The sequence below is a fragment of the Streptomyces sp. NPDC008238 genome (genome assembly GCF_042956445.1).
GTDB lineage: Bacteria > Actinomycetota > Actinomycetes > Streptomycetales > Streptomycetaceae > Actinacidiphila.
This window is the reverse complement of record NZ_JBIBGK010000001.1, coordinates 1,020,942-1,041,326: the sequence shown is the minus strand read 5'-3', so window position 1 is coordinate 1,041,326 and position 20,385 is coordinate 1,020,942. Positions and strand designations below refer to the sequence as shown.

Genomic DNA, 20,385 nt, shown 5'->3' with positions numbered 1-20,385 from the left:
CGCCGTCCGGACGTTCGGAGGCCACGAGCTTGCCCCAGTTCCCAGCCACCCGTGCCGGCGGCTTCCTGCGGGGACGCCCTGCGCCCGGGCGGCGGTCCCGGCTACCGGTACGCCGCCGGTCTGCGCGCGGCGTCGAGCATGGGCATCCCCCTGACCGCCGGTGCCGCAACGGGCCACCTGGCGTGGGGGCTGACCGCCACCATGGGTGCCTTCAGCGCCGTCTACGGTGCCAAGGAGCCCTACGGCAGGCGGGCGGTGCTCCTGGCCGGGGTGGGGGCGGGCTTCGTGCTCTCCGTCGCCGCCGGGTCGCTGGCCGGGGGCAGGACCTGGCTCGCGCCGGTCGTCATCGGCCTCGTCGGCGCGGTCGCCACGTATGTCTGCGACGCGCTGCGGATCGGGCCGCCGGGCGGTTACCTGTTCGCCCTCGCCTGTGCGATGTCGACCCCGCTGCCCGCCGACGCGGCGCTGACCGGTCAGCGCGTCGCGCTCACCGCGGCCGGCGCGGCCTGCGCCTGGCTGGTCTCGATGTCGGGGTTCCTGATCGACCGGGACGGGCCGGAGACCAGGGCCGTCGCCGACGCCTACGAACAACTCGCCGCCTACCTCGACGCGATCGGCGGACCCCGTCAGGACGCCGCCCAGCACCAGGCCGCCATCGCGCTGCGCACCGCCTGGTACGCCGTCGCGGCCCCGCCCCAGCCCCTCCGGGCCGGCGGCCGGGCACGGCTGCGGCCCGCCGTACGCCAGGCCCACCACGTGTTCGCCGCCGCCGTCCGGGCCGCCGCGGCCCCGCGCGAGCCGCTCCCGCGGGAACTGACCGCGGCGCTGCGCCGCACCGCCGGCTGCCTCCGCGAGCGCCGTACGGCCGCCCCGCTCCCGCCGCCCGGGCCCGGAACAGAGCCCGGGCCCGGAACGGAGCCCGCCGCGCGGCGCGCCGTACGCGGCGAGGTCGAACGGGCGGTGCGCGACGCCGTGTCGGGGGCGCCGCCGGCCGACACGGGCGAACTCCTCGAACCGTCCAGCGCCACACGGCTGCTGGCCTCCGCCAGGAAACGGCACTCGCTGGTCCTGCCCGCGGCGCTGCGCGTCGGGTCGGGCGCCGTCGTCGCCGGCTGGCTCGCCCACCTGAGCGGCCTCGCGCAGCCGTACTGGGCCTCCGGCGCCGCCATCGTCGTGCTGCAGGGCGCCAACGTCACCACCGTGCTCCGGCGCGGCCTGCAACGGGGCGCCGGCACCGCCGCGGGCGTCCTGCTCGGCGGGGCCGTCCTGGCGTTCCACCCCGGCGCGGCGGCGCTGGTGGCGGCCGTGATGCTCGCCCAGTTCGCCGCGGAAGCCGTCCTGGCCCACAACTACGCCCTCGGCGTCGCCTTCATCACTCCGCTGTCGCTGTTCCTGACCGAGGCCGCGCAGCCGGCGCTGCCCGTGGAACACCTCGTCACCGCCCGCCTCCTCGACACGGTGTGCGGCTGCGCCGTCGGCGTGGCGGCGGGTCTCACGCTGTGCCGGCGCACCTCGACCGTCCGGCTCGCCGGCACCCTCGCCCACGTCATCCGCGCGGAAGGCGCGGCCTGGCACCTGATCCTCACCGCCGGCGACGACGCCGGGCACACCCCCGCCGCGACGGCCCGGCACCGCCTGCGCACCGACCTGATCAACCTCCGCACCGTCGCCGACAGCGCCGCGGGCGACCGCCCCGCGCCCTGCGAACTCGCCCGGCTCTGGCCCGCCATCGCCGCCACCCAGCAACTCGGCTACCTGGCCATCTCCACCACCCGTCCGCTCCCCCCGCGGGCACGGCCCGGACCAGGCGACGCCGCGCGGGTCGCGCACGCCTTCGACACGCTCGCCGATGCCGCGGCGACGGGCGCCCCTCCCCCGCCCCTCGGCCTTCCCGGCCCGACGACGCCGGCCCGTCTGGAGGCCGCTCTGGACGCTCTCCACAGCGCCCTGAGTACCCCTCACCCCGAGGAATGTCGCTGCCGCCCACTACGGCGCGGCCGGCGCTGAGCCCGCCCGGGCCCGTCGGCCGCGCGGCCGCGGACGGGAGTCCTTCAGCACCCGGCACGCCGCGAGGTGCCCCGACGCGGCGTTGTTCCCGGCACCGGGCCACGTCGCGGCACCGGTCAGGTACAGGCCGGGGACCGCGGTGCGGTAGCCGCCGTGCCCCGGCATCGGCCGGAACAGGAAGTTCTGGGCCAGGTGGTGGCTGCCCCCGGTGCTGTCCCCGCCGACCAGGTTGGGATCGGCCGCCTCCAGGTCCCGCGGGGTGTACGCGGTGACGCCGGCGATCCGGGCCCGGCAGCCGGGTGCGTACCGCTCCAGCTTGGCCAGCACCCGGTCGGTCATCGCCTCGGCGACCTCGGGCCACCCGGTCTGCGTGATCGTGCCCGCCGCGTCACCGCGGATGCGGACGGGCATCGTACGGACCTGGATCCACACGACCTGGCGGCCGGCGGGGGCCCGCGTGGGGTCGACCGCGGAGGTCTGACCGACGATCAGCAGCGGGTCCGCGGGCAGCAGCCCCGCCTGCGACTCGGTGTAGGTGCGCGCGAGGTCGTCGACGTACGGCGCCACGTGGACGTACCCGAAGCCGGACAGTTCCTCGCCCGCCGCCCACGGCAGGGGGCCGTCGAGCGCGAGGTGCAGCATCAGCGTGCCCGGGCCGTACAGGAAGCGGTCCGCCTGGCGGCGCACGCGCGCGGGCACCTGCTCCGGTTCCAGCAGGTGCCGGTAGAGCACGCCGGGAGCGGTGTTCGCGACCACCGCGCGCCGCGCGGTCACCGTGGCGCCGTCCGCGGTGCGCACGCCGACGGCCCGCCCGTCACGGCACAGCACGCGCGTGACCTCGACACCGGTGCGCACCTCGCCGCCGTGGTCGGCGAGCACGGCCGCGAGCGCCTCCGGCAGCCGCCCCGCGCCGCCCTCGACGACGGACATGCCGTTCTCCATGTCCGCGAACAGTTCCAGGAAGGGGAACATCGCCCCGCCGGAGACGTCCGGCGCGAAGTCCAGGTGCATGCCCCAGCAGGCCGCCATCGCCTGCGCCTCGCGCGTGGCGAACCAGACCTCGCCCAGTTCGCGGGTGCTCATGAGCAGCGTGTGCGCCAGGTCCGCCGCGCCGCGCACACCGTGGCGGCGCAGCAGGCCCAGCACCTCGCGCGCCGCCGAACGGGACGGCAGCGCGGACCCGTACAGCGCGAACAGGTGGGGCGCGAACCGCCGGTACTCGCGGTAGAGGCCCTCGAAGCCCTCGGCGTCCCGGGCGTCGTGTGCGGCCAGTTCCTGCGTCGTGCGCGCGTGGTCGCCGTAGACCCGGACGCTGCGGCCGTCGGGGAACACATTGGCGTAGGGCCGGTCCGTGGTGCGGAACCGCAGCCCGTGGCGGGCGAGTTCGGCGCCGAAGTCGGCGTGCGCCCGGGAGCCGAGGAAGAGGTTCTGGTTGGTGGAGTACAGGTCGTGCACGAACCCGGGCTGGGTCACCTTGCCGTCCGCGATGGCTCCTCCGATGCGGGCGTTGCGCTCCAGCACGGCCACCGACCACCCCGCGCGCGCCAGGTACAGGGCCGCCACCAGTCCGTTGTGGCCGCCGCCGACGACGACCGCGTCGTAGGAGTCGCCGGCCGTCATCGCGCGGCCCTCCCCGCTCCGTCGGTCCTCCCGCTTCCGCAAGGGTTCATCCCTGTCCTCCGTTCGCCGGTGGGTTGGCCGCGGAACCGTCCGGGCGGACGATCAGCAGGGCCGTGTCGTCGGTTCCGGGGGAGGTCCGCAGGGCGTGTTCGAGGAGACCGTCCGCGACGGCGTCCACGCCCCGGTCGGCCGTGTCGACCAGGTGCCGCACCAGGTCGCGCGCGGCGGACTCGGCGTCGACGCCGGGCGATTCGACGAGGCCGTCGGTGTACAGCGCCAGCAGCGTGCCCGGGGGCAGCGGGATCTCCTCGGTGGGGTAGTCGCCGTCCGGCGCGATGCCCAGCAGCAGGCCCGGCGTCATGCCGAGGATGCCCGCGCGGCCGTCGGGGTGGCGGATCAGGGGCGGCGGGTGGCCGGCGGTGGCGAGCCGGCCGACGTGCCGCTCCAGGTCGATGTGGGCGAAGAGGCAACTCGTGAACAGGCCGGTGTCCAGGTCGGAGAGCAGACGGTTGGTCCGGGCCAGCACGTCGCCCGGTGAGGAGTGGGCGGTGGCGTGGGCGTGGACGGCGATGCGGACCTGTCCCATGAGGGCCGCGGCCTGCAGGTTGTGCCCCTGGACGTCGCCGATGGTGACGGCCGCGCAGCGGGGGCCGCAGCGTATGAGGTCGTAGAAGTCGCCGCCGATCTCGCTCCCGTGGCCGGCCGGCAGGTAGCGGGCGGCGACGTCGAGGCCCGGTATCCGGGGCAGTTCCTTGGGCAGCAGGCCGGTCTGCAGGGTGCGGGCGAGCTGGTGCTTGGTGTCGTAGAGGTGGGCGCGGTCCAGGGCCTGCGCGATCAGCCCGGCCAGGGCGATGAGGACGTTGCGCTCGGCCTGGGGGAAGGGGCGGGACCGGTCGTAGGACAGGACGAGCAGTCCGACCGGCCGTCCCGAGGTGATCAGCGGCAGGAAGGCCCACGCGTCCCTGTTGCGGAAGCGCAGGGCCAGCGGGTAGGCGCGGTGCAGGTCGGCGTAGCTGGGGAAGAACAGCGGGGTGCCGCGGGTGAGGGCCCGGGCGGTCACGATGGAGGAGGTCAGGGGCGCGCCGTCGACCTGGGCCATGAACTCGTCGCTGTAGCCGCGGTGCCCGACGACGCGCAGCCGCCCGCCCTCGGCGGTGAGCACGACCAGTCCCTGGGCCTCGAACGCCGGGACCAACTGGTCGGCGACCTGGTCGACCACGTCCTGCACGCCGACCGCCTCGGTGAGCGTCGCGGCCAGGTACATCAGCTGGTACATGGCCGAGGCGCCGACCGTTCCGCGGGCGCCGGGAGGGACGGCCGGGCCGTCGGCGGGCGGCGCGGGCTCCCCCTCCGCCGGGGTGACGGTGACGCTGATCCCGGAGGGCCCCGGGTCGAGGCGGAAGGACAGCCACTGGTCAGGGGGGCGCAGGGCGGTGAAGGCGGTGGTCTGCTTGCTGATGACGGCGGCGCGGTACGCGTCCTCGAACGCCGGGCCGTCCATCCACAGCAGGCGCTCCCACGGCGGTGATCCCATCAGGTCCGCGGCGCCGACGCCGAGCAGGTCCTCGGCCGCCGCGTTGAGGAACCTGACCCGGCCCTCCAGGTCCAGGGAGCAGCATCCGGTCGGCAGCCGCTCGGCGAAGTCGTACGCCGCGAGGGCCTCGGCCCGGCCCGGCGTGCGGCGGCGCACCGACCGCAGGGTGAGGACGTCCGGGCCGGCGACGACGGGATGGCCCCGGTCCGCGTAGTGCCTCAGGAGCCGCCCCGACCTCCCGCAGAAGATGCCGATCACGTCCCGCTCGAAGGGGCTCAGGACCGGCGGGTGCCAGGCGGGCCACATCAGGCACACCGCGCCCCACGTCACGTTGCCGTCGGTGATAGGCGCCGCCGCCAGCATGATCTCGTAGGGGGCCACCAGCGCGACCCGGGGGAAGCGCTGGGCCAGCTCCCGGGAGTTGCCGACCCACACCAGCGCATGATCCCGTACCGCCTGCGCGACCGGTGCCGCGTCGTCCAGGGACATCCGCGCCCAGGGGGCGGCGATCCGCTGGGACGTACCGGACAGGGCCACCAGTTCCAGCGACCGCTCCCCCGGCGCGAGGACGTAGAGCATGCCCACCGCGGTGTCGGTGTCGCGGACGAGACCCTCGAACAGGCCGGCGAGCCGCCGCAGGCCGCCCGTCATCGGCCTCACGTCATGCCGGGTCACCGCGTTCGCCCCCGTCGCCTGGGTTCCGGGACGACGCGTGGGACGGCCACCGGCGGTACCGTGCGCGCCGAGCCGTCCGTAGGTGCCGCTGAGCCCCGCGGCCACCACACCGCTCTGGTCCCATAAACGGACCATACGCCCCAAGGGGCACTACGGCATCCACAAGCGCCGGCTACCGTCCACGACCTTCAGCTAGGGCGATCACCCCAGGTCAGGGGGGCACTCCGGTTCCACCGGCGCAGCTTCTCCGGGTTGAGCACGGCCCAGACCTGGGCCACCCGGTGTTCGCTGACGTCGAGGCTGATCACGGCGGCGACGCTGTGGTCGCAGCGCGCCACGAGTCCGGTGCGGCTGTTCACGGACTGGGCGGTCAGCGTGGTGCGCGGGTGGGGGCCGAGCAGCGTCAGCAGACTGTGGGTGACCTGCTCGCTGCCGTGCACTGACCGGACCGTCGTCCGGACCTTGCCACCGCCGTCGAACACGGCCATGGCGTCGGGGGACAGCGCAGACGCGAGCGACGCGGCGTCACCCGCCCGGCAGGCCTCCCCGACGGCGCGGACGACCGCGTCGTGCTCCAGCGCGGCCGACGGCCCGGAGCGCCGTGCCTGGAGCCGGCGGAGCGCGACGGCGGTGAGCTCTTCGTACCCCGCCCCCGCGACGGCCGGCCCCGCGACGCGTTCCCCGCCGTGCGTGGCCGGGCGGCCCCGGCAGATGCCGTCGGCGGTCGCCGACAGCCAGGCCCGGGGCGACGTGATCCGCGCACGCTCGGCGTCGGACAGCGCGTACCAGCGCCGGTAGGTCTCGTCGATCACGCCCTCCGCCTCGCGGCGGCTGCCCGACATCCGGTGGGCGACGTCCAGCAGATGCCGGCGCTCGTCGAGCAGCTCCACGATCGGCACCGCGTCCCTGGCAACGTCCATGCGGCATCCTCCCTCTCGTACGACACCACACAACGCGGCCGCACGCATCAACCTCGCAGAAGTCGGGGGCTTCCTCCCGGTCCCGTGAGGGAGACGAGACGCCCCGCACGGGTGTGACGGCCCCCGCGGGTCACGCGGCGGCGCAGGTCAGGCGGCGGCGCACTTGATCAGCAGCAGGGCGATGTCGTCCGTGCGCGGGGCGGTCCTGCGGGCCTGGTCGATCAGGTCCGTGGCGAGACGGTCGACGGGCCCGGGAGCCGTCCGCGCGAGGCGGGCGGCGAGCCCGGCCATGGCGTCGTCGAGGTCGACCCCGGGGGTCTCGACCAGCCCGTCGGTGTAGAGGGCGAGGACGCCGCCCCGCTCCAGCGGGATCTCGGTGGTGGGGTAGTCCGCCTCGGGGTCGATGCCGAGCAGCAGCCCCGGCTGCACCCTGAGGACCTCCGCGTTCCCGTCCGGGTGCAGCACCACCGGGGGCAGGTGGCCGGCGGTGGCCAGGAGGGCCCGGCCGTGCGCGAGGTCGAGCCGGGCGTACAGGCAGCTGACGAAGCGGCCGGGGTCGAGCTCGACCAGCTGGCGGTTGGCCTGGCGCAGGGCCTCCGCCGGTGCCGCCCCCGCGGCGGCCTGGGAGCGGATGGCGGGCCGGATCCTGCCCATGAGCGCGGCGGCCCTGACGTGGTGGCCCTGGACGTCGCCGATGATCGCGGCCGCGGTGGTGTCGTCGACGCGGACCAGGTCGTAGAAGTCGCCGCCGATGTCCATGCCGCGGACGCTGGGCAGGTAACGGGCGGCGACGTCGAGTCCCGGGAGGTCCGGCAGCGAGTCGGGGAGCATGGCCGCCTGCAGGGTCTCCGCCAGCTCCTTGCTGGTGTCGTAGAGGTGGGCCCGCTCCAGCGCCTGGGCGACCAGCCCCGCCAGCGCGGTCAGCACGGTGCGCTGGTTGCCGGAGAAGTGGTGGGGCCGGTCGAAGGCGAGGACGCACAGGCCCACGGGCCGCCCCGAGGCGATCAGCGGCAGGTACGCCCAGGCCTGCAGGCCCTCGCGTCGCGAGGCGCGCGGGTAGACGGCGGCCATCTCCTCGAAGGTGGCGAAGAAGGCCGGCACGCCCTCGGCGAGGGTCCCGACCCCGGCCGGGGAGTTGACCACCGCACCCGTGTAGATCTCCAGGGGGCACGGGTTGTGGCCCCGGCAGCCCACGAACCGCAGGCCGCCGTCCTCGTACAGGGCCAGGGCCAGCGTCGTGGCCCGGAAGGTCGGCAGCAGCTCGTCCGCGACCAGGTCGACCACGTCCCCCACGCCGACCGCTTCGGAGAGGGCGGCGGCCAGGTGCATCACCTGGTAGATCTCGCCCAGCGGGATCGGCGCGCCCCGCGGTGCCGCCGTGCCGGGGCGCGTCGCGTTCCGCACGCGGTCGGCGCCGAGGCCGACGATGCGGACGCTCACCCCGGAGGCGTCGGGGTAGAGCTCGAAGGCGAGCCACCGGTCCGGCGGCACCATCGCCGTGAAGGATTCCGGCTGCCGGCTGACCACGGCGGCGCGGAAGCGGTCCTCGAAGGCGGGATCGGTCGACCACGCCATCGCCTCCCAGGGGCGTTTGCCGAGGAGACCCGCGACGCTCTCGCCGAGCAGGGCCGCAGCGCTCTCGCTGATGTAGGTGACCCTGCCCTCGAGGTCGAGGGTGGAACTGCCTCCCGGCAGGCGTTCGGCGAACCGTGCCGCGGCCAGCGTCTCGGCCGGCGCCCGCTCCCGGGCGGGCGGCTGCGACAGCGTGCGCGGGTACGCCGCGGGGGTGACCGGGTGCCCGGCGTCCGCGGCGTCCTGGAGGAACCGCCCCAGGCGCCGGCAGGCGGCACCGACCCGCTGGTGGCTGGGTCCGGAGACCTCGGCGGAGTCGCAGCAGGGCCAGAACAGCAGGAGCGCTCCCCTGGGTGCCTCGCCGCCGAGGACCGGTGCCGCGGCCACCGCGAAGTGGTACGGCATGGCGATCGCGGTGCGCGGGTAGCGGCGGGCGAGTTCCTGGGGCTTGCCGAGCCACACCAGCCGCCGCTCGCGCACCGCGTCGGCCACGGGCACGTGGCTGGCCAGGCCCACCCCGAACCACGGCGCGAGGAAGTCCACCGGCATGCCCGTGCTCGCCTCGAGCCGCAGCGCGTCGCCCTCGGGCACCAGCAGGAACAGCGCGGCCGCGTGGGCGCCCGTGTCACGGGCGGCGAGGTCGAGCAGCCGGTCGAGTTCCGCCCGGAGCGCCGGCCCGGCGGCGTCGACGGGGCTCGCCGCGTACGCCCGGGCGGCACCGTCGTCCGGTGTGGCGCGCATGGCTCAACGGTACGTCCGGACCGGCCGGCGCCGCCCGGGAGCCGGTGACCGGGTCAGCCGGCGACCCGGTAGCGGCTGGTGATCGCGACGCGGTTGAAGGCGTTCATCACCGTCGCCAGCCAGGCGACCGCCGAGACCTGGTCAGCGGAGAGCACGGCCGCGGCCGCCTCGTACTCCGCGTCGCTCACGTGCCCGTCCGCGACGCGCGTGATCGCCTCGGTCAGGCGCAGGGCGGCGCGGTCGGTCGCGGAGAAGTAGCCGGCCTCCGCCCACGCGGGCAGCACCGCGATGCGGTCCGGGTCCTCGCCCTTCTTGAGCGCGTCGCGGGTGTGCATCCGCAGGCAGAACGCGCAGCCGTTGAGCTGCGACGTGCGGATCTTCAGCAGTTCGACCAGCAGCGGGTCGAGACCCGCCGCGGCGGCGCTCACCTGCACCGTCTCGGACAGGGCGAGAAGCGCCTGGTAGCTGGCCGGGTCCTGCTTCCCGATGTTGACGCGCTGCTGCTCGCTCATGGGTGTCTCCTCCTGGGGGGTCTTCTGTCGGGCAAGCCTCGTCCAGGGCCGGGCCCCGCGCACGACGGCGTTCCGTCCGGTGCGTGTCGGGGGCGCCCGTAGGACGTTGCAGTTCAGAGGTGCGCGATCTTGTCGGGGTTGACCACCCTGCGGTACGCGGTGATCAGGCCGTCCCGGATCTCCACCGTGTCAACCGAGAAGACCCGGCCCGCGCGGCGGTGCAGGAGGGCGGGTTCGCCGCCGACCTCGACGAGGTCGATGCGCTCCGGACGCCACCGGGACAGCAACCCCAACATCAGCCGGGCGATACGGGCGCCGCCGTGGACGAGCTTGCGCGCGGTGACGACCCTGCCTCCGCCGTCGGTGACGTACACGGCCTCCGGGTGGAGCAGCCGCACCAGGCCCGCCAGGTCCCCGGCCTCGTAGGCGGCGCGGAACGCGATGAGCAGCCGTTCCCGCTCCGCCCGGGACGCCTGCGGAGTGGACTGCCTCGCCTCGGCCACCTTCCGCCGTGCCCGGGAGGCGAGTTGGCGGGCGGCGGGCCCGGAGGCGTCCAGCACGTCGGCGATCCGGGCGAACGGGAGGCCGAAGACGTCGTGGAGGATGAAGGCCACCCTTTCCGGCGGGGTCAGCGCCTCCATGACCAGGAGCATCGCCGACCCGACGGACTCGTCGACGAGCACCGGCTCCGAAGCGTCCGGTCCCGTCAGCAACGGCGCGGGGAGCCACGGCCCCACATAGGTCTCCCGGCGGACGCGCGCGGACTTCAGGATGTCGTACGAACGCCGGGCGGCCACCGTGATCAGCCAGGCCCGCAGATCGACGACGGCGCGCAGATCCGCTCCGGCCGCCCGCAGCCACACGTCCTGGGCCACGTCCTCAGCATCGGCGACGGTTCCCAGCAGGCGGTACGCCACCCCGAAGACGGCGGGCCGGTGCGTCTCCCACTCGGCCTCGAGCGTCGCGGGCGGCCCGGGCGTGGGCGTGGGACTCATGCTGACGGGACCTCCTTCACCCCCACCTGTGGAATCGAGATGTCATCTGTCCTGAATCAGGGGCCCGTGACAGCGGCGGAACCCCCGCACGGGCGAGCAGGTCAGTCCTGCCCGAGCGCGGCGCGCACGTACGAGCCCACCGCGGGAGCGTGCGCCTCGGCCTCCGCCCGCACGTCGGCGAGGCTCTGCTGGGCCAGCGCCTTCCGCCAGGCCAGCTCGGCCCGTCCCATGGCGGTGTTCACCGCGCACGGGCGGCTGAAGCCGCCGTCCGGCACCCGCTCGCCGATGGTGCCGCAGCGGCGGATCTCCGCACAGCGGAACAGGGGGTCGTCCCCCTCCACGGCCAGGACCACGTCCAGCATCGACACGGCCTCCAGCGGGCGGGCCGTCCGGAAGCCGCCCCGCGCGCCCGGGACCGATTCCAGCAGACCCGCCTTGACGAGCTGCTGGAGCTGCTTGTTCAGGTAGGACGCCGACAGATCGTGACCCGCGGCCAGTCGCGCGGTCGGGACCGGCTCGCCCTCTCCGAGCCACGCCAGGTTGAGCAGTGTGTGCACCGCCCACTCGACACCTTTGCCCGTTCGCATATCTGGATACTAAACATCCGGATATCGCACGTCAAAGACGGCGGCTCCGCGGTGGGAGCGCTCAGCGCTCCCACCCAGGGCGGACGGGACCACGACGCCGGCGATCCATGCGGGGCTCAGGACGACGTCGTCCTGGGACAGAACCGCGTCCCAGGCGTCGGGCAGTCCCGGGAGCACCACGGTCGCGAGAGGCGTCGACCGGTCCGTACGGCCGATCGCACGGAGGTGAGCGACCGGACGAAGGCCTGCGCCGCCGTGCGTCACCCCGTACGCGGCGGGCGGCGCAGGAGGAACACGCCCACGGCGGCCGACACCAGGATCACGTACACCGCGAACGCGACTCCCGCGTCCCGCAGCCCGAGTACGAGGGTGAGGGCGCCGACGCCGACCACCGGGACGGAGATGCCGACGTAGGCGACGACGAAGAAGGCCGAGATCGTGGCGCCGCGGCGCTCCTCGGGGGCCACCGCGCTCACGCCCGTCAGGCCCGCGCGGAACGACAGACCCTGGCCGAGGCCACCGGTCAGGGCGCCGACGACCAGCACCGGCAGGGACTCCACCACCAGCGACGCGGCGACCACGGCCATGCCGGCCGTGAGCGCCAGGCACCCGGCCGGCAGTGCGCGACGCACGCCCAGACGGCCCATCAGCATCTGGCCCGCCGTGGAGGCGCAGAACACCGAGAAGACGACGAGGCCTGTGACGGCCAGGTTGTCCTCCCCCAGCGTCAGGGCGAGGAAGCTCGGCGCGACCGCGGTGAACAGCCCGAGCATCGAGAAGCCGGCGAAGGCGGCGAGTCCGGCCGGTACGAAGGCCGCGCGCACCTGCGGCGGCACGACCATGCCCTGGGGACGCAGCGGGGGCCGCGGGCTGCGCACCGCCACCGTCTCGGGCAGGGCACGGGTGACGGCGAACGCGGCCAGCAGCAGGGCGATGTGCACCAGGAAGGGCAGCCGCAGCGGCCAGGGCGCGTACTGGGCGAGCACTCCCGACAGCAGCGGGCCGCACCCGAGGCCGCCCATGTTGGCAGCGGTGGCCGCGAGTCCCGCGCGTGCGCGCAGGCCGGGTGGGGCCAGTTCGAGCACGACGGCCGTGGCCGCCCCGCTGAGGAGCCCGGCGGAGAAGCCCGACAACAACCGTCCGGCGAACAGCAGCGGCAGGCCGCCCTGGAACAGGAAGCACACCGCGCTCAGCAGCGACAGCCCGAGCGCGGCCAGCAGCACCGGCCGGCGGCCGAGGACGTCCGAGAAGTCGCCGGCGACCAGCAGGGCGGCGATCACCCCGATCGCGTAGACCGCGAAGACGACGGTGACGACCAGTTCGGAGAACCCGATCCGCTCGCGGTAGAGGCCGTACAGCGGGGTCGGCAGCGTGGTCCCCGCCATGCCGACCGCGAAGACACCCGCCGCCGCGACGTACGCGCTGCGCGCACGGCCTTCCCCGGGGGCTTCCTTGATCACGCCTCCCAAACTAGCTGACGGACCGTCGGATCACCCGGGTACGGAGTCCGCCGGGCGGGCCGGGTCACCGGACGCGCGCTCCTTGGCGGGAGGCGGGGTGACGTGCGAGGCTCTCGCCCCATGACCCGTACTCCCGGCCTCCGCCTCGACTCACAGGGCATCGACCGCGCGGCCGGGGTGCTGCTCGGCGCGGCGGTCGGCGACGCGCTGGGGGTGCCGTACGAGTTCGCGGAGACGCTGCGCGAGGACCAGCGGCCGGGCATGATCGGCGGCGGGCTGGGGCCGTACCGGCCCGGTGAGTACTCCGACGACACCCAGATGCAGGTCTGCGTCGCCCAGGTCGCGGCGACCGGGGCGGACCTGCGCGGCGCCGAGGCCCTGGACGCGATCGCCACCGGCTTCCGGCGCTGGGTGGAGGGCGGGGCCACCGACGTCGGCGCCCAGACCCGTACGGTGCTGGGCGCCGCCGGACGGCTGCCCGGAAGCCCGGCCGAGGCGCTTCGGGAGGCCGCCCACCGCTACGCCGCGGGCCACCGGCTCACCGCGGGGAACGGCTCGTTGATGCGCACCGGGGTCGTGGCGCTCGCGCATCTCGATGACGCCGCGGCGATGGCCGGGGCCGCCGTCGCGGTCGGCGCGCTCACCCACCCGGACCCCGAGTGCGCCGACGCCTGCGTCCTGTGGTGCTCCGGCATCCGCACCGCCGTGCTGCACGGGACCTTCGACGGGGTGCGCGAGGGACTCGGACTCCTCCCGGCGGGACGGCGGGACGTGTGGGCGAAGCGGCTGGACGAGGCCGAGGCCGAGCCGCCCCGGCACTTCGCCGCCAACGGCTGGGTCGTCGGGGCGCTGCAGGCGGCCTGGTCGGCGATCACCCGTACCGCCGTCCCCGAACTCGACCCCGCCCGGGGCCGCTTCCCCGCCGGGCACCTGCGGCTCGCGCTGGAGGCGGCGGTGCGGGCCGGACACGACACCGACACGGTCGCCGCGATCGCCGGCGCCCTCCTCGGCGCGCGCTGGGGCTGCTCCGCCGTCCCGCAGGACTGGCAGCGTGCCGTGCACGGCTGGCCGGGGCTGACCGGGCCGGACCTGGTACGGCTGGCGGTCCGCACCGCGCGGAAGGGGGCCGTGGACGACGGTGACGGCCGGCCCCCGGCACCGCCCACACCGGCTCCGCCCGGCTTCCCGGCCGGCCGCACGGTTCCGCATCCGCACGACCCCGGTGTGCTCCTGGGCGGTCCCGGCCCGGGCACCGTCCCCGTCCCGGTCGACGCCGTGGTGTCACTCGGCCGCCCGGGAACCCTGCCGGTGCCGTCGGGTGGCGACGTGGAGCACCTACGGGTGTGGCTCTCCGGCGACCCTGCGGACGACGGCAACCTCGCCTATGTGCTGGACCAGGCCGCCCGGCTGGTGCTGCGGCTGCGCGGGGACGGCAGGAGGGTGCTGCTCCACTCGGCGGCCGCGTGGCCCCCGCTCTCCGCCGTCGCCGCGGTCTACGGCCATCTCACCGGCGGCGGGACGGACGGGTGGTGGCCCCCCGCGCCGGCCCACCCCGGACTGCGCGACGCCGTACGGGCCCTGACCGCGGCGCCGGCCCCGGCCGACGCGTACGGCACGGATGCCGCCGCAACTCCCGTGGCCGCAAGGAACGTCCCCGCCCCGGAGGCGGAGGACGGGACCGCCGACGACGGCGACACCGACCCGGAGCCGGAGTCCGGGAGGGAGCGTCCGCGACTACGGGAGGACGCGTTGCCCCGGGTGCGCGGGCTGCTGCTCGGCCTGGCCCTCGGCGAGACGCTGGGCGCCGCCCGCGGGACGCTCCCGGACCGCGGCCCGCTGCGGGCGGAGGCCGGCACCCGCCTGGCCCGTGCCACCGTCGAGAACTTCGTGCGCGCCCCCGGTGACCTCCCGTCGGCCGTACGGCTCGCCCACGGAGAAGGGGCAGCCCCGCACGGCGAGGAGCCGGGCCTGCTCGCCGCCGTGCTCCCGGTCGCCGTGATCGCGGCCGCCCACGGTGCGGCCCCGGCGGCCGCCGCGGCCGCCCACGGTGCGGCCCCGGCGGCCGCCGGGGAATCCGCCACCCATCCCGCGGGGGCGCACGCGACCGTCCTGCTCCACCACTGCCTGACCGGCACCGCGGAACTCCAGGAACCCCTGTTCGCCGAGCAGTCGCAGCTGCACATCGCCCTGCGGGCCGGGCTGGACGCCCTCGGCGACGCCGACGGGACCGGCCACCTCCGCACCGCGTACCGGCAGGCCGCCGGCGATCCGGCCGACCCACGACGGCTCGCGGCACTCGCCCCCGACGCCACCGCCCCCTCGGCGCTGCGCGGCGCGCTGTACTGCGCCGCCTCCTTCCCCCACCGTCACCAGGTCCGCGAGGCACTGCACTTCGCCGCCGCGGCACCGGACGGCGCCTCCGTCGCGTGCGTCACCGGCGCCTTCCTCGGCGCCGCGCACGGGGCCGGGGCCCTGCCCGCCGAGCTGCTCGGCCGCCACGAACTCGCCCCGGCCCTGGCCGCCCTCGCGCACGACCTCGTCGCGCCGTACCGCCGCCTCCACGAACCGGAGATCTCGTCGCCCGCGGCGAACGGCCGGCGAAGAGAACCGGCGACGTGAGATCCGAGGCGGCCTCACTCCCACCGAGGTGCGGAGCAAGCACAGGCAGGGCGGCGGCTGAGCTGCAGATACTGTGAAGCGGCACGCAGAGCTGCACCAGTAGCGTCCTCGTCGTGAACCTTCACCTCTTCGATGACGTGCCCGCCGGGCTGACGCTGAGAGCTCGGTCGTATCTCAGCGCCCACGGCGTCAAGGTCGACACCAGCCGGGTCGAACAGCACAGGCAATCGTGGCTAGACCAGGAAGTCCCTGCTGCGGGCGGCGCGACGGGCCCCCACCGCGAGATGCGGTGAGGGCCCGCGTGGCGCTCGGGCGGTCGTGCCGGGTCAGAGCTCCTTGACGCGGATGTCGCGGTAGGAGATCACGTCCGTCGTGCTGTGGACCTGGAGGCCGATGTAGCCGGTGGCGTAGCGCCGGCCGTCGGTGCCCGGGTCGCCGGCGCGCGGCGGGGCGAAGACCTGGCCGCCGACGTTGTCGAACTCGTTGATGACGACGCCGTTGCGCAGGATGGTGAAGTGCTGGCCCTCGGCGCGGATCTCGTAGTCGTTCCAGGTGCCCTTGGGGGTGACGCCGGCGCCGCCGAGGCCCACGCGGTCGAAGCCGTAGACGGAGCCGGTCTTGTACATGTCGCCGTCGGGGCGGTCGAGGATCTGGATCTCGTGCCCGTAGTTGATGGCGACCCACTCGGGGCGGGACTCCTCGGGGTGGTCGTGGACGTCCGGGAAGCGGATGAAGACCCCGCCGTTGGCGTTGCCCGTGCCGGGGGCGTCGTCGCGGAACTGGAGCTTGAGCGAGAAGTCGCCGTACTTGCGCTCCGGGAACCACAGCATGCCCATGCCGGGGACGGTCGTGCTGCTGGTGATGGCGCCGTCGCCGGAGAGGGTGAAGCGGCCGCCGCCGACCTGCTCCCACTGCGCGAGGGAGGCCTCGGTGCCGTCGAACAGGTCGCGGTAGCCCTTCGTCTGGCCGGGCCTGCCGATCTTCGACTGCTTGGCCGCCTTGGTGATCCTGTTGAACTCGCGCTGGTCGATGACGTTGTCGGCGAGCAGCCGGTCGAGCACGCCGTCGACGTGCTTGAGGAACAGGGCGTGCGAGGACCAGTCCTTCTCGTCCTCGATCAGCTCGTTGATGGTGCAGCGGTCGCGGGTGAGCCGGTTCGGCACGCCCGAGTCCACGGTGCCGACGATGACGGTCAGCCGCTCGTCGTACTCCGGGCAGTTGGGCGGCGGGACGCCGCCGCCCTGCGCGACGGTGAACGTCACCTCCCGGGCCGCCGCGGTGTTGCCCGCCTTGTCCGTGGCGCGGTAGGCGAGCGTGTGGGAGCCGATCCGGTCGACGATGACGGGGGCGGAGTACGCGAGGTACGGGCCGCCGTCGAGGGAGTACTCGACGCGGTCCACCCCGGAGCCCGCGTCGGTCGCGGTGACGGTGACCTTGGCGCTGGTGATGTACGCGCCGCCCGAGTTCTTGGTGCCGGTCACGGTCGCCGAGGTCTCCGGCGCGGTGGTGTCCTGGGCGGGCGGTGCCACGACGGTGAAGGCGACGGACTTCTCGGCGGCCGCGTTGCCCGCCTTGTCGGTGGCGCGGTAGCGGACGGTGTGGGAGCCGACCTGGTGCACCATCACCGGCGCGGTGTACGGCTGCCAGGCGCCGGCGGCCCCGATCGCGTACTCGATGGTGTTGACGCCGGACCCGGTGTCCGACGCGGTGACGGTGACCGTGGCCATCGTCAGGTAGTTGCCGTCGGCGTCCTTCTCCCCGCTGACGGTCGCGGAGGTCTCCGGCGCGGTGGTGTCGTCGGTGGGCGGCGCGACCACGTCGAAGGCGACGGACTTCTCGGCCGCGACGTTGCCCGCCTGGTCGGCGGCACGGTAGCGGACGGTGTGGGAGCCGACCTGGTCCACGACGACGGGCGTGGTGTAGGGCTGCCACGGGCCGTCCTCGCCGACCGCGTACTCCACCGTCTGCACGCCGGACGCGTCGTCGGTCGCGGTGACGGTGACCGTGGCGGAGCCCACGTAGGCGCCGTCAGCGTTCTTCTGGCCCGTGACCTCGGCCGCCGTGGCCGGCGCGGTGGTGTCCTCACCGCCGGCCTCGGTCACCGTCAGGATGCCCTGCATCTGGCCGTGGCCGGGGATGCTGCAGAAGAAGCGGTAGCGGCCGGGGGTGAGGACGACCTCGGCGGTGTGCCTGCCGCCGGTGTCGTCGTTCGGGTTGGCCAGGATGTTGAGCGGGACGTCGTGGTTGTACTCGGGGTCCGACACGTCGAAGGTGAGCGTGTGCGGCATGCCGATGTCGTTGCCGGTCGCCGCGCTGTTCTCGAAGACGAGCGTCGCCGGGCCTGCCACCGCCGTCGTGGGGAAGCTCGCGTACCGGTCGGTGCGCGAACTGGCCGTCCAGGTGAGCACCTGCGCGGCGGCCGTGGTCCCGCCGGCCGCACGGTCGTCGGTGCGCCCGTACGCGACGGTCGAGGTGAGCCCCAGCACCAACAGCAGCGCGCCCAGCAGGGCCACGAGTGGGCGTAGAGGTCGCTGTCTCACTGTGCCGCCTTCCTGACCAGGTCCTTCGCGGCGGGAGTGGCCGCGCCGCCCTTGTAGATCACGCGCCAGAGCGCGGACTGGGAGTCGGAGGTGAAGAAGCCGCGCCCGTAGTCGAGGACGTAGAGCGAGCCGTCCGGCGCGAACTTCCAGTCCATGAGGTTGCGGATGCCGCCCTGGCCGACCGGGATGATCTTCTTCAGCGACCCGGCGGTGACGGGCAGCCCGCCCTTGCCGACGGTCTTGGGGTCGGTCAGCACGGCGTGGCGCGGGTTGTCGGCGTCGTAGAAGTCGCCGACGAACCACTTGCCGTCCCAGTACCGCGGCCACGCGCCGTCGCCCGCGGTCGCTGCGTCGTAGCGGTAGACCGGGCCGTCCATGGTGGCCTGGCCGCCGCCCTTGAGCCACGGCAGGAGGTAGGTGGCCTCCTCGTTCTTGTAGCTGGGGACCCCGGCGGCGTTCCGGGGGAAGTCGGGGGCGCCGCCCTGCGGGGAGTACCAGATGGTGTTGCCGGTGACGGGCGGCAGGTTCACCAGGCCGTCGTTGTTCGGCGACTCGTTCTTGGGGGCGTCGCAGTCGTACCAGCCGAGCGGCTTGCTCGGGTCGGGCAGGTTGCGGTCGCGGTAGGGCTGCTTGTTGCCCATGCAGAACGGCCAGCCGTGGTTCCCGGCCTTGGTGATGGCGGCGAACGTGTCGTACTTCGCCGGTCCCCAGGTCGTGCTCGGCGCGCCCGCGTCGGGGCCGACCCAGCCCGCGTAGAGGATGTCGGTGGCCTTGTCGACGGAGATCCGCGCCGGGTTGCGCACACCCATCACGTAGATCTCGCCGCGAGTCTTGCCGCCGCCCTCGTCCTGCTCCTTGCCGGTGAAGAGGTTGCCCTCGGGCAGGGTGTAGGTGCCGTCCGGCTCCGGGTGGATGCGCAGGATCTTGCCGTTGAGGTTGTTGGTGTTGCCCGCGGTGCGGCGGGCGTCGGCGAAGGACAGGCCCTTGAAGTTGGGCTGCGGGTTGTTGCCGGAGTATCCGTCGCTGAATCCGGACGAGTTGTTGTCGCCGGTCGCGACGTACAGGTTGCCCTTGGAGTCCCAGGCCATGCCGCCGCCCGCGTGGCAGCAGCTGTGGACCTGGACGGGCCACTTGAGCAGGACCTTCTCGGAGGCGAGGTCGAGCTTGTTGCTCGCGAGGTCCAGCGTGAAGCGGGAGACGCGCCGCTCCGCGACGTGCTTGTCGCGGTCGAGGCCGGAGTGCGGGGTGTAGTGGAGGTACACCCAGCCGTTGGTCTCGAAGGCCGGGTCGAGTTCGATGCCGAGCAGCCCTTCCTCGACCTTGGTGAGTTCGTCGCCGCCGCCCTTGTTGCCGAAGACGGTCAGGGCGCCCGCGAGGGTCACCTTCTTCGTCGCCGGGTCGTAGACGTGGACCTGGCCGAGGCCCTTGCCCATGGCGGGGTCGTTCCAGTCGGTCACGACCGGGGAGCCGTTGGCACCGCCGCCGCGGCCGATGTACAGCACCCGCCCGTCGGGGGCGACGACCATGCCGTGCGGCTCGCCGATCTGGTCCTGCTGCCCTGGCTGGTTGGGCTGGGTGACCTTCACCGCGCTGTAGTTGGCGTCGATGGTCGCCTTGCAGTCGGCGCGGGAGAGCCGGGTGGTCCACTGCAGGGCGCCGCGCAGGTGGTCGCGGAAGTCGGTCTCGGCGAACGACTCCGCCGTACCGCCCATCCCGGTGTAGAAGGACCGGCCGCCGTCGTAGTCACGGCACCAGGAGACCGGGTGGTCGACGCCGTTGGCGCCGGTGCCCGGCTTGTAACTGCTCTCCCTGACCTTGGCGACGGTGTGCACCGTGCCGGTCGGGTTGCTCGCCCAGTTGAGCCACTTGTCGGGCCGCTTCCACTCCAGCGGCAGGTCCTTCGTGGCCGGATTGACGCGGTCCGGTGTCTCGACGACGGCGCGCTGGACGGCGGCCGGGCTGGTGGCGGCGGGCCGGGCGCCGATCAGGCCGGCGAACCAGTCGGAGTACGGCTCGGTCCGCGCCGCGTCGTGGATGCCGAGGAAGCCGCCGCCGGCCTCCATGTAGGCCTCCAGGCCGGCTTCCTGCTCGGGGTCGAGGACGTCGCCGCCCCCGGTCAGGAAGACGACCGCGTTGAAGGTGCCCAGGCGCTTGGCGTTGGTGAAGACCGAGGCGTCGTCCGTCGCCACGGTCTTGAAGCGCTGCGCGACCGGCCCGGACAAGCCGATCGCCTCGATCGCCTCGATGCCCGCGTCGACGGTCGGGGACTCCTCGGTGGCCGAGGCGTGGAACAGCAGGACCTTGACGTTCGCGCCGCCCGGTGGGGACGGCAGGGATAACGTTGTCGGCTGAGGCTCCGGATACGGTCTGGCCGTTGCCGCGGTGCCGCCCAGCAGCGACGCCGCCAGGGTCCCCGCCACCAGGACCGCGGCCGTGCCGCGCCGGGATCTCGACCGGTGATGTGGTGCGGTGTGCATGGTTCACCCACCCTCCGTGGTCACAGCAACAGCGCCTGAAGCTAGACGGCTTTTGACGGTCCGCCAACAGCTATGGACGGAATCTCACCAACTTTGTCCCGGGTGTGGATAAACGGAGATCACTGG

General features: G+C 74.4%; 13 protein-coding genes. 3 read left to right on the top strand and 10 right to left on the bottom strand.

The genetic code is table 11. From position 1 onward, the window contains the following. The first annotated feature begins 51 nt into the window (after positions 1–51). Complete coding sequence (locus ACFZAU_RS04625) at positions 52–2,007, top strand: FUSC family protein (RefSeq protein ID WP_500551062.1); 1,956 nt, start codon at positions 52–54, stop codon at positions 2,005–2,007. Here the strand turns inward: ACFZAU_RS04625 and ACFZAU_RS04620 are convergent. From ACFZAU_RS04620 to ACFZAU_RS04585, 8 genes are all read right to left on the bottom strand, one after another. Continuing rightward, the gene (locus ACFZAU_RS04620; RefSeq protein WP_500551061.1) at positions 1,987–3,627 is read right to left on the bottom strand and encodes a phytoene desaturase family protein; all 1,641 of its coding nucleotides are present in this window, start codon (positions 3,625–3,627) and stop codon (positions 1,987–1,989) included. The two genes, ACFZAU_RS04625 and ACFZAU_RS04620, sit on opposite strands and share 21 nt — an antisense overlap. Positions 3,628–3,673: 46 nt before the next feature. Continuing rightward, the gene (locus ACFZAU_RS04615) at positions 3,674–5,812 is read right to left on the bottom strand and encodes a SpoIIE family protein phosphatase (protein ID WP_500551060.1); all 2,139 of its coding nucleotides are present in this window, start codon (positions 5,810–5,812) and stop codon (positions 3,674–3,676) included. 212 nt (positions 5,813–6,024) lie between these two features. Next, a complete protein-coding gene (locus ACFZAU_RS04610; protein WP_500551059.1) occupies positions 6,025–6,756 on the bottom strand; it encodes a sigma-70 family RNA polymerase sigma factor family protein in 732 nt (243 codons plus the stop codon). Between the two features lie 147 nt (positions 6,757–6,903). Next, the gene (locus ACFZAU_RS04605; protein ID WP_500551058.1) at positions 6,904–9,069 is read right to left on the bottom strand and encodes a SpoIIE family protein phosphatase; all 2,166 of its coding nucleotides are present in this window, start codon (positions 9,067–9,069) and stop codon (positions 6,904–6,906) included. A 53-nt stretch (positions 9,070–9,122) separates the two neighbouring features. Then, positions 9,123–9,581, bottom strand: coding sequence for a carboxymuconolactone decarboxylase family protein (locus tag ACFZAU_RS04600; RefSeq protein ID WP_500551057.1), 459 nt, complete (start codon positions 9,579–9,581; stop codon positions 9,123–9,125). A 113-nt stretch (positions 9,582–9,694) separates the two neighbouring features. Continuing rightward, positions 9,695–10,576 (bottom strand): RNA polymerase sigma factor SigJ, encoded by an 882-nt coding sequence (sigJ, locus tag ACFZAU_RS04595; protein WP_499601162.1) that lies wholly within the window; start codon positions 10,574–10,576, stop codon positions 9,695–9,697. Positions 10,577–10,677: 101 nt separating this feature from the next. Further along, positions 10,678–11,163, bottom strand: a complete 486-nt coding sequence (locus tag ACFZAU_RS04590; protein WP_500551056.1) for an RrF2 family transcriptional regulator — start codon at positions 11,161–11,163, stop codon at positions 10,678–10,680. Between the two features lie 260 nt (positions 11,164–11,423). Next, on the bottom strand, positions 11,424–12,620 hold the full coding sequence (locus tag ACFZAU_RS04585) for an MFS transporter (protein WP_500551125.1): 1,197 nt from the start codon (positions 12,618–12,620) through the stop codon (positions 11,424–11,426). Between the two features lie 123 nt (positions 12,621–12,743). Between ACFZAU_RS04585 and ACFZAU_RS04580 the strand changes: the two genes are divergently transcribed. Beyond that, positions 12,744–15,242 (top strand): ADP-ribosylglycohydrolase family protein, encoded by a 2,499-nt coding sequence (locus ACFZAU_RS04580; protein WP_500551055.1) that lies wholly within the window; start codon positions 12,744–12,746, stop codon positions 15,240–15,242. A gap of 113 nt (positions 15,243–15,355) precedes the next feature. Beyond that, complete coding sequence (locus ACFZAU_RS04575) at positions 15,356–15,535, top strand: hypothetical protein (RefSeq protein WP_500551054.1); 180 nt, start codon at positions 15,356–15,358, stop codon at positions 15,533–15,535. A 33-nt stretch (positions 15,536–15,568) separates the two neighbouring features. Here the strand turns inward: ACFZAU_RS04575 and ACFZAU_RS04570 are convergent, their stop codons facing one another. Continuing rightward, on the bottom strand, positions 15,569–17,782 hold the full coding sequence (locus ACFZAU_RS04570) for an OmpL47-type beta-barrel domain-containing protein (RefSeq protein WP_500551053.1): 2,214 nt from the start codon (positions 17,780–17,782) through the stop codon (positions 15,569–15,571). Further along, the gene (locus ACFZAU_RS04565) at positions 17,779–20,259 is read right to left on the bottom strand and encodes a ThuA domain-containing protein (protein ID WP_500551052.1); all 2,481 of its coding nucleotides are present in this window, start codon (positions 20,257–20,259) and stop codon (positions 17,779–17,781) included. The genes ACFZAU_RS04570 and ACFZAU_RS04565 overlap by 4 nt, the downstream gene beginning before the upstream one ends. Between the last annotated feature and the right edge of the window lie 126 nt (positions 20,260–20,385).

What these genes read in the sequence shown, in the direction of transcription:
- ACFZAU_RS04620 (WP_500551061.1), bottom strand. Translation starts at nt 3,627, where the DNA reads ATGACGGCCGGCGACTCCTACGACGCGGTCGTCGTCGGCGGCGGCCAC.
- ACFZAU_RS04615 (WP_500551060.1), bottom strand. Translation starts at nt 5,812, where the DNA reads ATGACGGGCGGCCTGCGGCGGCTCGCCGGCCTGTTCGAGGGTCTCGTC.
- ACFZAU_RS04610 (WP_500551059.1), bottom strand. Translation starts at nt 6,756, where the DNA reads ATGGACGTTGCCAGGGACGCGGTGCCGATCGTGGAGCTGCTCGACGAG.
- ACFZAU_RS04605 (WP_500551058.1), bottom strand. Translation starts at nt 9,069, where the DNA reads ATGCGCGCCACACCGGACGACGGTGCCGCCCGGGCGTACGCGGCGAGC.
- ACFZAU_RS04600 (WP_500551057.1), bottom strand. Translation starts at nt 9,581, where the DNA reads ATGAGCGAGCAGCAGCGCGTCAACATCGGGAAGCAGGACCCGGCCAGC.
- sigJ (WP_499601162.1), bottom strand. Translation starts at nt 10,576, where the DNA reads ATGAGTCCCACGCCCACGCCCGGGCCGCCCGCGACGCTCGAGGCCGAG.
- ACFZAU_RS04590 (WP_500551056.1), bottom strand. Translation starts at nt 11,163, where the DNA reads ATGCGAACGGGCAAAGGTGTCGAGTGGGCGGTGCACACACTGCTCAAC.
- ACFZAU_RS04580 (WP_500551055.1), top strand. Translation starts at nt 12,744, where the DNA reads ATGACCCGTACTCCCGGCCTCCGCCTCGACTCACAGGGCATCGACCGC.
- ACFZAU_RS04565 (WP_500551052.1), bottom strand. Translation starts at nt 20,259, where the DNA reads ATGCACACCGCACCACATCACCGGTCGAGATCCCGGCGCGGCACGGCC.